Source organism: Shimazuella alba (assembly GCF_009831235.1).
GTDB classification, from domain to species: domain Bacteria; phylum Bacillota; class Bacilli; order Thermoactinomycetales; family Thermoactinomycetaceae; genus Shimazuella; species Shimazuella alba.
This window is the reverse complement of sequence record NZ_WUUL01000009.1, coordinates 59197-72331: the sequence shown is the minus strand read 5'-3', so window position 1 is coordinate 72331 and position 13135 is coordinate 59197. Positions and strand designations below refer to the sequence as shown.

Below are 13135 nucleotides of genomic sequence, written 5' to 3'. Positions count from 1 at the left end.
AGAATGCGGCCCACGGCTGGAGTCAAAATCAAATTAGAATATGACTTACATAGTGGACAGTTTTTAAATATGGACGTCGGAGTTGTAGACAATTGTACACATCGGTTAAATACGAGCACAAAAAAATCAAAAGACTCTTATTAACTGATAACTGGTTGCTGTTTGGTTATTAGTATCGGCAATGATGTTGAGATGCAACCTATAGTTGATCCGTTAGTTGATCCGTAAGCTAAACAGAAAAACAAATAGGTTACGTCCAAATTTGTTCTTAACAGGAATCTAAATGAAGGATACAAAGCAACAGGCTACTTTATGTTCCTGACAGAGTGGCCTGTGTTTATATTATTTTACACGAACAGAAGAAACGATATCATTCCATGTGCCATTGCCTAGTTTACGTTTGAAATGCTTGTCGTCTGTGACGAGAACAACAATGTGCTGGGTGAGAAGCCGAAGTCCGAGGTGCATAGGAACGGTCTGTGGCATCGTGGTGCCCACCTGTGGATTACAGATGGGCGTGGAACGTGCTTCAGCAGTACCGAGACCCTCGCAAGGTGATCCTGCCTGGTGTTTGGGATATCGCTGTCGCTGGTCATGTATCAGCAGGTGATACTCCTGCTAAGACAGTTGTCAGGGAAGCAGAAGAGGAACTTGGTCTTCAGCTGAGTCTAGTCGACTTTAGCCCTATCGGGCTTAGTATGGCAGAAAGCATCACGATCACTGACATGCCGATTGTGGAAGGTTGGCAGCATCGTGTATTTGATTATAACTATGTGATGTGCCGCGAGATTGACTTGACCAAGCTTCGCTTGGAACGTGGTCATGTTGCTGATGTTCGATGGTATCCCATCGATCGGCTCGAGCAAGACCTACTGAGTCCTCAGACAGCAGCTCAGCACGCGAATCGACCCACTGACAACGATAAGCTGTACACAATGGTGATTAATGCCATGCGTAAGCTGACTGTATCGTAATCAGAAGGGTAGCCTTTTGATCCAAGCGGCTAGGAAAACCATTCCTAGCCGCGACTATTTATATTCTAACTCTTTACTTTTTAAAAAGAATAACAATGGACAGTAATAGTCCATCGTGATATAGTGTATTTCCTTGTGCTCGTGATAAAAACCCAAACTAATCGAAAGTGTTAGCAACCATGAAATTACCGCAAATCAGTGTAATCGCATGGTTGTCATTTTTTTAAAAAGGAGGAAGCTTGGGTATGGAACCGATGGTTTATGAAAAGGAAAAATTAAAAAATACGTTAGCAAAGATGGAGAGAATCCAAGCGGCACTTCTCAAAATCCCTCGTTATTATGGGAACGATATGGTGGAGCAAATATTGGACGATCAGAGGCAAGTTCAACTAAAAAACATTCAATTAGCTCAAAATGAACCGTATTTTGGACGTTTGGATTTTGAAGAAAAAGACAAACCCATTACCCCTCTCTACATAGGAAAAGCTGGTGTCCAAGATGAGAATACGAATGATCTGATTGTGATCGATTGGCGTGCTCCTGTATCGAGCATGTTTTATTCGTTTACGGGCTCAGATGATCTGATCTCCTATCAATCACCAGATGGAGAGATTACAGGGAAAATTCATTTGAAACGCAACATCGCCATTCGTAATCAAGTGTTACAACGTGTTGTAGATAGTTATGTTCGTGGCGATGAGAACATGGGAGTAACGGACGAGTTTCTTCTCTATCGTCTGAGTGATAGTAAAGATAGTAGGTTGCGAGATATTGTTTCTACCATCCAACAAGAACAAGATGTAATTATCCGTGCGGATTACAATCGTTTACTCATCATTCAAGGGGTACCTGGAAGTGGAAAAACTACCGTAGCTCTTCACCGATTAGCCTATTTGTTATATCAGTATCAGAACAAGATAAAACCAGAGAAAATCATCATTTTCGCTCCAAACCGAATGTTTTTGGATTACATATCAGAAGTATTGCCTGAGCTGGGTGTTGGAGATATTCAACAAACGATTTTTGAAGATTGGGCGTTATCGCTATTAAAGGAAAACATTCAGTTAAAAGATCGAAAACAACAGTTGGTAGATTGGTTTTCCCCTCATGCAAACCATCAAATCACAAATCCAAAAGGAAGTTATACCTTTTTGCAAGCTTTGGACAAGGCATTGCTAGAGTATGAGAACACCTTTTTGCCAGATCAAGGATTTACCGCATGGGAAAATAAGCATCTGTCCAGTAAGGAGATCGCCAGCTGGTTTTATCAAGAATATAGACATTATCCCTTAATGAAAAGAAAAGAAAGAATTATGGCTAGGATCAAGCGTTGGATGGAGACAGAACACAAAGATATTCGTGCACGTGATCCGAGGGGGGCATTAAAAAAACAAGCAAACAAACAATTTACTGCCTATAAAAAATCGTGGCCCAATCATTCTGTACTAGACTGGTATCGTTTGTTTACACAAAACACCGATCTTCTTTCAGAAGAACAGCGGTTAAAAGGAAAGCAGAGAGAAGTGTCGTACGAAGATTTGGCTCCGTTAGTTTATATTCATGATCGTTGGTATGGAATGGAAGGTGATCAAAAATATGATCATGTGGTGATCGATGAAGCACAAGATTTTTCCCCCTTTCAAGTAGCAGTTCTGAAAAATCACTGTCCCAGTAGTTCTTTTACTATTCTCGGAGATATATTACAAAACATATACACTTTTCAAGGAATTGAACGGTGGGATGATTTCTCAATCTTATTTGAGGAAGAAAAGCTGGGTTTCCACCAACTAGAACGAAGTTACCGTTCCACCATGGAAATTATTCATTTTGCCAATAGCGTATTGGGTTCATACTCGGGAGACGTAAAACCAGCTAAGCCTGTTTTTCGAAGTGGAAAACCAGTGAGATTGATGCAAGTAAAGAGTGACAAGCAGTTAGATTGGATCAAAGAAACACTTCAACAAATAGAAACTGATAATATATCTACGATTGCAATAGTTACAAGAGATGAAGCATCTTGCTCAGTGATCTTTGAATCTTTGAGAGATGCAGGGATTCAATCCAATCGCATTTCGGTGGATCAGAAAGAGTATTTGGGAGGAATTTCGATTGTACCAATTTACTTGACCAAGGGGATGGAGTTTGATTCTGTTATTTTACTAGATGTAGATGCAGAACAATATCTCGATGACTCACTGCATGCCAAGCTTCTATATGTAGGTTGTACCCGTGCGCTCCACCAGCTGTATATTACTCATGATAAATCACCATCCCCGTTGATAAAGCAGGTTTTACCTGAGTTGTATGAAGCAGATATTTATAGAGGTTAGCAGAGAGGTCTTTCTCTTATAGGAGAGAGGTCTTTTTTGTGTCACCATGGAACGGTTCTCTTGTCGCACTTTTACCTGTATAATGAATTCAAATCAACTCAAATGGATGACCTAGGAGTCAGTTAGATGCTCGCTATGCTCGCCATCATCGGGATCATGTACATCTCGAACATTGTCGGTCTGCTCACTGTGGTCATTCGGAACCGGAAGAATCTCCGAGAAATTGACGTGCTTCGCATGCAGACAGATCATACTGCGGATCGCCAGGCACAGATCGCAGCTCTCAGCGCAAAAAACGCAGCTCTCCGCGCACAGCTTGAAACTCTCAGCGTACAGACCGCAGGTCTCAACGTACTGGCCTTGATGTTCGTCTTCTCTATCACCCATCGATGATCAGGCTACCTAGCTAGAGCTCCTGATCTCTAGGCATCATGCGGCTCCAAGATAGATGTTATATCCTTGGAGCCGCGGCATTTATATAGCCTAAATTTGAAGAATAATATTTCTCACCTATACAAATCCAATACCAAATGCGATGAACAATTCACATAAATAAAAAAAGCCCTGTCTATTTTATTCGGGCTTTCGTAAGTAAACTAAAATCGTTTTACCTTATAAATAAGGTAACTGATCACAAGTGTAAGTAGCGAAAACAATACGGCTATACTCGAGAAAGCGAGCAAATACGCATTATACTCTGCAAATTGAGCAATCACTTCGTATGTGTTTAAATCAGTGAGACCTGCTGCTAAATTAAATACAATAAGAAAGAGAAATATGGTCAATAGACCTTGCGATGAATTATTGATATCTGCTTTGCTCAATGCAATGTGAGAAGAAATACAAATAGCCAAGATGACAAAAATCCAAAAAGTAGGTTCTAATAGATTTTCTATGGTAAACAGGCTTTTGCCCATTACAAGTACTGCTTCTCCTAGTGTTTGGAGCATATGAAAATCTAATTTTTCACCAGCGGCACTCTGATGAATTTGATTTTGGAGGGTTGCAAAGGATTGAGGAACGAGAAGATACATTGCTAAAATAATCGAACCAATGCCACTAATAATCGGACCAATTCCAATGAAAAAGTTGCCAATCTGTTGATACAAACTGGTTGGATTATACTGATGTTCGACATATCCCAATACTCCATTGGGATCTTTTGTTTGCAGGAGTTTGATAGATTTTACTTTATGCCTCCAAATAATACATTGAATCAAGTGTCCAATCTCGTGAATAGGAGTGCCGATCCAAGCAGTCACTAAGATTCCACGTCTTCCAAAGGTACGGGTGAGATAGATTTGTGATTGTTTTTCTAAAAAACCTAACAGTAAACCAATAGCAATTAATACACCTACCAAATAAACCAATTCAACCGCGCTTATGAGGAAAGCATCCCAAAGAAATGTGAGTAAAGCCATGTATGATATCCTTTCATGCTAATTGTTGTTGTTTTGATTTTACATCAATTAGTGAGCCAGCAGGGAAGAATCTAATAAATGACATCGTGTAGTTCTGAGAAGGTCTATTGTTAGAGCTGCTTCATTTTTATGTAGTTTGGATATTAATGATCTGGAGAAAAGAATAGTAAAAGACTTTCCTGCCAGTGGAAAGTAACTTCTCATAAACAATTCGTTACGGTAAGGGATGGGTCTATAAGCTCATAGGAAGAGTGGGGTTTGCTGGAGAAAAAAGTGAACAACGTAGTTCAAAACTTGATTCGTTTTGATATTTTAGGAAATAGTTTATTTGGATAGTTTTATATAATTTTTATTCAGTTACTATATTTCCTTTTCCTTTTTTACTATGAAGTTGATAAGATAGGAAAATTCCTTCTTTTGGGATGTAAAATTATAGAATTTCGATTGATTTATCAAATGATTATATTTAAAATATGTATAATTATTGTGATTTGTCTACCGCGATTCCAATAAAAAGGGAGAGGAATAACTTGCAGAAACGATTGCTCATCATCTTAACTAGTTTTGTTCTCTTATTGTCAGGTGTGCTTCTAGGTATTTCATTTGTCCAAGAGGGAGATGCCGGATCGTACAAAAATCCGGACAAATCTCGTTTAGAAAATATTATAGCCAAGGGAAAAATTCGTGTTGGGACGACAGGAGACTATAAACCATTTACGTATTGGAATCCTACTACAAAACAATACGAAGGCTATGATATTGACGCCGCAAAGCAGTTAGCCAAAGATCTTGGAGTAAAAGTAGAGTTTGTCAAAACAACGTGGCCCACCTTGATGCAAGATTTGCAAAACAATAAGTTTGATATTTCTATGGGTGGAATCACGAGAACGTTAGTACGTGAAAAAACAGCTCATCTCTCCCAAGCCTATATTCAGGATGGGAAATCCCCACTAATCCGCAAGGAAGATAAAGAAAAATTCAAAAGTTTAGCAGATATCGATAAACCTAATGTCAAAATTGGCGTAAACCCTGGTGGTACAAATGAAAAATTTGTTCGAGAAAATATAAAAAATGCGCAAGTCATCCTTGTCCAAAATAATCTTGAGATTCCAAAAATGGTAGCAGAGGGTAAAGTCGATGTGATGATCACAGATTCTACAGAAGCTCGCTACTATGCAACCCAAGATGAGAGGTTGTCAGCGATCCTAACAGAAAATCCCTTTGACCTCCATGAAAAAGGATATCTGATGCCCCAAGGGGATCTAGACTTCCAAAATTGGATCGATTTATGGATGGATGAAATGAAATTGCAAGGAAAATTTAAGGAATTAGAGAAGAAATGGATTTCCGGGTAATAGAGTGGAAGCGGAAGTGATTTTCACTTGAAAATGAAACCCATAATAAAAGCACCTTCGTCACATCGCTAAGAACGATGTGACGAAGGTGTTTTATATGAACAAGATAGAATTTCTTCATATGCATATTTCCATTTTAAACATGACTATAATTTACATATTTCATGGATATGATACCGACTTTCAGAAGGTGATTCCGTGTACTTGCTTGGAGATTGGTTGAGTATTGTCAATTGGTACGATTGGAATATGTGGGCAGCTTTTGGGCAGATGATCGGTGCTGTAGCAACATTATGGACAGCTAAAATCGCTTTAAAGCAAATTCAAGAGTCCAAACGAAGAGAAAAAGCAGCATTGACACCCCAAGTAAGGATGAAAGTACGTATATCCAAAAAAAACAACAACAAGAAAAACGTTCGTATTTTTATGACAAACGTCAGACCCATCCCTGTTTTTATTTACGAATACCGTTTACTCCTGCTGCCTCCAGATGTTTCCCGACAAATAAAAAGTGAACAAAATCGATAGTGATTCACAGGAATGCTGGATTTTGGAGATGTAACTACAACCGAATTTAGGTATGAGGTTGATTCGAGAACTTGAAAGCACGAAAGACTGAACTTCAAATATAGATGGCGAAATATCGTTTAAGAATGAATAAAAGACATACAAGCGGTTAGGATCATTTGTGCTAGCGATTCTTTCACTAATCTTTGTTATTTCTAGCTAATGAAAGAGCTTCATCAAATGCAGTTGCTTTTAGAACATCTTGCACAATAAAAGTTTTGTAATTGAATCCTATATCCGTATCCAACTCATCTGCTATATTTTTTGATGTTTTACCTGTGTCGTAAGTTTTGTAACATGTTCTTTGTAGTAATCAAAATTATCCAAAACAGACAGCAAAACTTTAATTAACTCCGTGTATCCTGTTTGTATATAAACTCATCAAAAACACTTCCTTTTGTGAGTTTTTCAGTATTATATTATTTATACAAGAATCAAAATAGAAGCTTCTATCTTATCATCGTATTTTATTTTAAGGGGGTATCCTTAGAAACATAACCAGTTCCCTTTTTAGCTGAGGACTTTTGTGCAGTGGTTGTGACGAAATGTGGTTTTACCTAAAAATTATCCTGTGGATGAAATCAAAACTCTGTCACTCAGGATAAAAATATTTATGTGGATGACGGTAATAATGGTACTACCTTTAGCTTGTGATTACATTGTTAATAGGTACCGTATTGTATAAATTTTATATACAACAAAAACCAATGGAAACAGTCTACACTCCATTTGATTACATTATGGGACAAACTTCAAGTGAATTTCATGAAGAAAAAGAAGAAAAGAAAGAAAATCAAGCCAAAGGAGATGATAAATAGAAAGATTATAAATAGTCACTTGAATACTTCCACTCTATGAGAGTGGTTTTTTATTGCATGGATTCAAGTTTTTAAATGAAAGAGACTTAGTAGGAAACACACCTTTTTTCACTTGAAATCAGTATAGAAATGAAAGGTATTTATTCGAAAATAAGAGGGAAAACCGGTGAGGATATCCAATAATATTCAATGTTAGGAGAGAGCGAATATAGGGGATATAACAATAGATTAGGTATCACCTATTAACGAAATAGATGTCAGAATAGACAAAAGAAAATTTATCTTTATGAGAAAAGATAGATATTCATTTATTCATTCAAAAAGATTTCACCCACAATAGAATATAGGAGGGATTTATATGCCGAACGTTTCGTTACATCGTACTTTTACCGATTCTTTTACCCAACTCCCACAGAAAATCCAAAAAAGCACATGGGATTTGGTGTTTAAGCTCAAAGATAATCCAGAAGCCAATGGATTAAACTTTGAACGGCTGAAGCGAACGACAGATTCTCATATATACTCAGCACGAGTGAACAACGACTACCGAGCTATCATATTGAAGCCAAAGACTGAAGATGTATTTATGCTCGCTTATGTGGACAAGCATGATGATGCATATCGTTGGGCAGAGCGACGACGTTTTGAAGTTAACAAGTACACAGGTACTTTCCAGATGTATATTGATAGTACAGATAGAGATTTCAATGAAGTCAGCCAAGGATTATTCTCTCATTATACTTCTGAGCAATTGCTAGCATTAGGAGTCCCAGCAGATGTTATATCTCCTGTACAGTCGTTAAAAAATGAAGAGGAACTTCTAGAGCTAGGAGAACATGTCCCAGAAGATGCAATGCTAGCACTTCAGTTTTTAGCCCAAGGGGATCAATATGATGATGTACTAGAAACGATCACGGATTGTAGGAAGCCCGGTGCATCTTATATGGAGTCCTTTATCAACACTCCCGAGCAAGTAGCCGTTATAACCTCTGATCAACATCTGCAAGAAGTTTTGTCTGCCTCGTTTGAAAAGTGGAGATTTTACCTCCATCCCAGCCAATTGGAATTAGTTCATAAAGATTTTGCAGGTTCAGTCAGAGTTTTGGGTGGTGCTGGTACAGGAAAAACTGTTGTCGCACTTCATCGCGGATGTAACCTAGCAAAGTACCATATCCAAACCGATGAAAAAATTTTAGTCACAACCTATACCGCAAACCTTGCAAATATTTTGGCAGAGCAAATGGATCATCTGGTTCAGGGAAAGGTACGGAATCAGATCGAAATTAAACATATTGATTTACTAGCTAGAGAGATATGTGAGCAAAGAATAGGATTATCGATACAAAAATTGGTGACAGATGAACAAGATAACGGGATTTGGGAACAAATCAAATCCGCTTATCAATTTGATGAAGATACGATTCAGCTTGCAAAAAAAGAATATAAATACGTTATTGACCCAGAGGGCATAAGAAATTTAGACGAGTATTTAGATGTCGTTCGTACCGGAATGAAACATCGACTGGGCAAAGTAGGCAGAAGGGCAGTTTGGGATGTCGTCGAAAAGTATAGGAATTGGATGGCAGAACGTAAGTGGTTTCGATATGCTGATTTGATTAGACATGCAAGGATTTGGCTGGAAGAAAACCCAGGAAAAATAAATTTTCGAGTTGCCATTGTAGATGAGGTACAAGACTTCTCACAAGAAGCTTTAAAACTCATTCGCGCATTGGTTCCAATAAATCGAAACGATTTATTTTTCGTTGGTGATCCACAGCAGGGAATATATGGACATCGAGTTGTTATGTCTCGTTGTGGTATCGATATTAGAGGTGGACGATCGAAACGGTTGAGGATTAATTATCGAACAACGGAGCAGATCAGAAAACAAGCAATACAAGTACTAAAAGGAATAGAATTTGATGATTTAGATGGTCAATCAAATCCTACTGATGATATCTCCTTATTAACAGGAAGCAAACCTTTGATTAAAAAACTATCTTCAAAGGATGAAGAAGCTGGATATCTCGTTCAAGAGATCAAAAATCTGATCAAACAGGGTTATCAAGCCCATGAAATTGCCATTTTTGGAAGGGTTTCCAAAACACTCAATAAATTTGTATCTCAGTTAGAAGAAGCAGATATACCTGTTAATTCCCTAACTACGAAATCCCATATCAAACAAACAGGCGTGCATTATGGAACCATGCATCGGAGCAAAGGACTGGAATTCCGAGTTGTTTTTCTTGTAGGCATGTCTAAAGGTTATATGCCGTTGCAATTTGTAGTCAAAAAACAAGAAACAGAAGAAGAAAAGCAAATCATTTTAAAACAAGAAAGATCCCTGTTTTATGTAGCTGCTACAAGAGCAAGGGAAAAGCTATACATTAGTTATCATGGGGAGGCAAGTCCATTTTTATTTCCAAAGAGCCACCACTTGGGCTATGATGATCTACTCTATAATGAAAGAAATGATAAGCTATAGGTTCCGCAATAAAACAATGCCTTTCGTTAACAGATTACTCTCGCTATAAGCAACATTCTGTCCGTAGATGGGAGTTCCTAAGAATCCCCCACCCTGAGCGTCAGCTAGGTGGTGGGAGTGTTCAATTAAAAGAAAGAAAATAACACGTGCGGGTGGTCTCTGAAAGCTTCATGAGATGAGAAAAAACATAGATTATTATTTCATTTTTAATGTTATGAAGAATATTAGTCGTCGAATGCGATTCCTAAAATATATCAGTATCCATATTTCATATAAACGAAAACAAAAGCCTTGCTCGATCAAGCAAGGCTTTTGTTTTTTATAGATTTGTATATTTTTTATAAAAGATAAGGTGCATGGGTTGTTTTTTTACACGCAACAATAAATCATCCTGTCTTTTTGCAGAGGGTAATCCATCCTTGTACAGCTTTATTCCCTCGATCATGTTGTTTTATCGCATAGACCGTAAAAAACTTAGCAAGATTGTTGCAAAGTCTATGAAAATCGTATGCAGTATGAAACATACCATGAATTACAAGAATGGAAGGCCCTTTCCCAATAACGCGATATCGGATAGGGCTGTCATCTAAAACTACTACATGCTCCTTGCCTGATTCACGAACGGCTCTTTTCCACTGTTTTGTAGTCTTGTATATGTTTGCTTCAATCAATGGAAAACCTCCTTTGTCTGAAATACCATCTCTCGAGCTATCATAACGATCTTTTTCTTATTCTACATCACAAACTCTGTATATGCAAACATATGTACCCTTTTGGTTGCGGTTTATGAGCCAAGGAGACCGTTTTTATCCTATAATAGTTTTAGGACTAAAACGTGCAACGCAGGACGTGAGTTACACCCCAGAATGGTTGATGTACGCTCTCTACTCTTCCAATGTAAATGATCCTTGCTATGTTAACGTTTATCGCAAAGATCTCCAGGTGGGAGCACCTGTTTCTATCATGGATCGCAAGAACAAAAGGCTCACGACTGCTACCCTCATGAGGTAGCCTTCCAAGAAGTGCATCTTTTGGTATACTTCAACTGGGCAGTATTTTGCTGTCTAGACAACTGATGATAAAAGAAACTTGATATAGATAAGCATCTTTCAAGAAAGAGGCTTTGCATGATATTCGAGGTGTTTGTATGGATAATATTAATACTATTTTGAAAGAAAATTATAATTTAGATGTTATAAATGTTGTACCTCAAAAGGGTGGATGGGCATCACTTGCATATAAAGTTTTTACCGATGAGCATGTTTATTTCTTAAAGGTCTATGAGAAAGACAGAGCGTCTACCGAGAAATGGACAGCTCTTATCGATGAATACATGCCAATTTTGTTTTGGCTTCTACAAAACAGTTGTTTGAAAGATAAAATTGTTGTACCTATATGGACTATCAATGGAAACTACAAGTGTGAAGACGAAAAGGGAATATATATCGTTTATGAATATATTGTTGGAGAAACCATTGGTGATAGAGACTTAACTGAAGAACAGATCGAGCAACTGTCCCATATCATTACAGAACTTCATTCATATGGGGGAGAAATACCCCAAATAACAAATGGTATCAAAGAGGATTTCACTATTCCATACTTACAAAAGCTAAGATATCTATTTATTGATGAGAATCATACGATGCCAGATGATATAAGGGAAGTAATAGATCCCTACATGGAACAAATCACAAATTGGATGGATGAGCTCGAGCGCTTATCGATATCCTTGAAAAAGAGGAATTTAAAAATGGTTCTATGCCATACAGACATTCACAATTGGAATCTGATGCAATCCCAAAAACAACTGATGTTAATTGATTGGGAAGGGCTAATATTAGCACCAGCTGAAGCTGATATGATATTTTTTGTAAAGAAGCCATACTACGATAAATTTTTAAGTATCTATCAGAAAACACATCGCTATTTTAAAATTAACCCGGATGCACTTTTGTTTTATCAAATCAAACGAAAACTGGAAGATGTATGGGAGTTCTCCGAACAACTTCTCTTCGATCAACAAAATAATCATGATCGAGCTGAAACCTTAGATAACTTATCAAAAGAACTCAGCAACTTATGAGAACAATTTCATGCTAGAATGAAGATGGAACCCGCAATGGATGGGATCGGAGTATTTAACTTTTACACTCCTTATAAAGAATTTCCCACGACTCCATATCGTTTACTTCGATTAACAGCCATTCAATATTAAAACAAAGGAAAATGAAACAATACCATGAGAAATGAACAAGAAATGATGAAGATGCTGGTTGATTTTGCGAGGAACGACAACCGCATTCGATTGGTAACGCTGGAAGGATCACGTACAAACAAAAATATCCCCAAAGACATGTTCCAAGATTATGATATCTCTTATTTTGTAACAGATATGGATTCTTTCAAAGAGAATGATCACTGGCTGAATGTTTTTGGACGGCGTGCGATGATGCAAAAACCGGAAGATATGGAGCTTTTCCCACCGGAATTAGGAAATTGGTTTTCGTACATCATTTTATTTGAAGATGGCAATAAATTAGATTTGACCCTAATTCCGATGAAAGAAGTAGATGAATACTTTACAAATAGTGATGGTTTAGTGGAAGTTTTGCTTGATAAAGATGCTCTTATGCAGACAGAAGTGATCGCAAACGACCGTCAATATTGGATAAAAAAGCCTACTGCAAGAGAATTTGATGATTGCTGTAATGAATTTTGGATGGTTTCCACTTATGTTGTAAAAGGATTAGCGAGAAAAGAAATCCTGTTTGCAATAGATCATTTAAACGAGATTACTCGACCGAATTTGTTACGAATGATGTCTTGGCAAATTGGATTAGAGCATGGATATTCCTTTAGTGTGGGAAAGAACTATAAATTCATTGATCGCTATCTCCCAAAAGAAATATGGGAAACATTGCTTTCTACTTATTCCATAAGTAGCTACCAAAATGTGTGGCAGTCTCTTCTTATTTGCTATGCGTTATTTAGACAATACTCCAACTCTGTGGCCGAAAGTCTGGGGTATGTGTATCCAGATTATGATGAAGCGATCACAAAGTACACAGAAAATATTTATCAATCACTGACCGCCGATGATTAGGCGGTTTTCTTTTTCGCTATAATTACCATTTCTAAAAGTGCATGAATTAACGTAGAAATATATGATGCTCCTGTTTTTA

Annotated in this window: 12 protein-coding genes; 9 read left to right on the top strand and 3 right to left on the bottom strand. The window is 37.6% G+C overall.

Annotated features, from left to right (window positions below):
• Positions 1-342: 342 nt before the first annotated feature.
• A complete protein-coding gene (locus GSM42_RS13775; protein WP_160802115.1) occupies positions 343-486 on the bottom strand; it encodes a hypothetical protein in 144 nt (47 codons plus the stop codon).
• Positions 487-500: 14 nt separating this feature from the next.
• Here GSM42_RS13775 and GSM42_RS13770 point away from each other — a divergent pair, with 14 nt between their 5' ends.
• From GSM42_RS13770 to GSM42_RS13760, 3 genes are all read left to right on the top strand, one after another.
• Positions 501-974, top strand: coding sequence for an NUDIX domain-containing protein (locus GSM42_RS13770; RefSeq protein WP_160802114.1), 474 nt, complete (start codon positions 501-503; stop codon positions 972-974).
• Between the two features lie 245 nt (positions 975-1219).
• A complete protein-coding gene (locus tag GSM42_RS13765; RefSeq protein WP_237446613.1) occupies positions 1220-3304 on the top strand; it encodes a HelD family protein in 2085 nt (694 codons plus the stop codon).
• Positions 3305-3430: 126 nt separating this feature from the next.
• Positions 3431-3697 (top strand): hypothetical protein, encoded by a 267-nt coding sequence (locus GSM42_RS13760; protein WP_160802113.1) that lies wholly within the window; start codon positions 3431-3433, stop codon positions 3695-3697.
• A 203-nt stretch (positions 3698-3900) separates the two neighbouring features.
• Here GSM42_RS13760 and GSM42_RS13755 read toward each other — a convergent pair whose 3' ends face one another.
• Positions 3901-4725 (bottom strand): hypothetical protein, encoded by an 825-nt coding sequence (locus GSM42_RS13755; protein ID WP_160802112.1) that lies wholly within the window; start codon positions 4723-4725, stop codon positions 3901-3903.
• 530 nt (positions 4726-5255) lie between these two features.
• Between GSM42_RS13755 and GSM42_RS13750 the strand changes: the two genes are divergently transcribed.
• The 4 genes from GSM42_RS13750 (at position 5256) to GSM42_RS13735 (ending at position 9950) form a co-directional block, all read left to right on the top strand.
• Positions 5256-6080 (top strand): transporter substrate-binding domain-containing protein, encoded by an 825-nt coding sequence (locus GSM42_RS13750; protein ID WP_237446612.1) that lies wholly within the window; start codon positions 5256-5258, stop codon positions 6078-6080.
• A 198-nt stretch (positions 6081-6278) separates the two neighbouring features.
• Positions 6279-6608 (top strand): hypothetical protein, encoded by a 330-nt coding sequence (locus GSM42_RS13745; RefSeq protein WP_160802110.1) that lies wholly within the window; start codon positions 6279-6281, stop codon positions 6606-6608.
• 689 nt (positions 6609-7297) lie between these two features.
• Positions 7298-7465 carry a DUF3951 domain-containing protein gene (locus tag GSM42_RS13740; RefSeq protein WP_338055304.1) on the top strand — a complete coding sequence of 56 codons (168 nt, stop codon included), beginning with the start codon at positions 7298-7300 and terminating at the stop codon, positions 7463-7465.
• 358 nt (positions 7466-7823) lie between these two features.
• Positions 7824-9950, top strand: a complete 2127-nt coding sequence (locus GSM42_RS13735; protein WP_160802108.1) for a 3'-5' exonuclease — start codon at positions 7824-7826, stop codon at positions 9948-9950.
• A gap of 386 nt (positions 9951-10336) precedes the next feature.
• Here GSM42_RS13735 and GSM42_RS13730 read toward each other — a convergent pair whose 3' ends face one another.
• Entirely contained in the window at positions 10337-10621 is a 285-nt protein-coding gene (locus tag GSM42_RS13730) for an alpha/beta fold hydrolase (RefSeq protein ID WP_160802107.1), read from the bottom strand.
• 476 nt (positions 10622-11097) lie between these two features.
• Between GSM42_RS13730 and GSM42_RS13725 the strand changes: the two genes are divergently transcribed.
• Complete coding sequence (locus GSM42_RS13725) at positions 11098-12036, top strand: aminoglycoside phosphotransferase family protein (protein ID WP_160802106.1); 939 nt, start codon at positions 11098-11100, stop codon at positions 12034-12036.
• Positions 12037-12192: 156 nt separating this feature from the next.
• Positions 12193-13056 carry an aminoglycoside 6-adenylyltransferase gene (ant(6), locus tag GSM42_RS13720; protein WP_160802105.1) on the top strand — a complete coding sequence of 288 codons (864 nt, stop codon included), beginning with the start codon at positions 12193-12195 and terminating at the stop codon, positions 13054-13056.
• Positions 13057-13135: the final 79 nt, after the last annotated feature.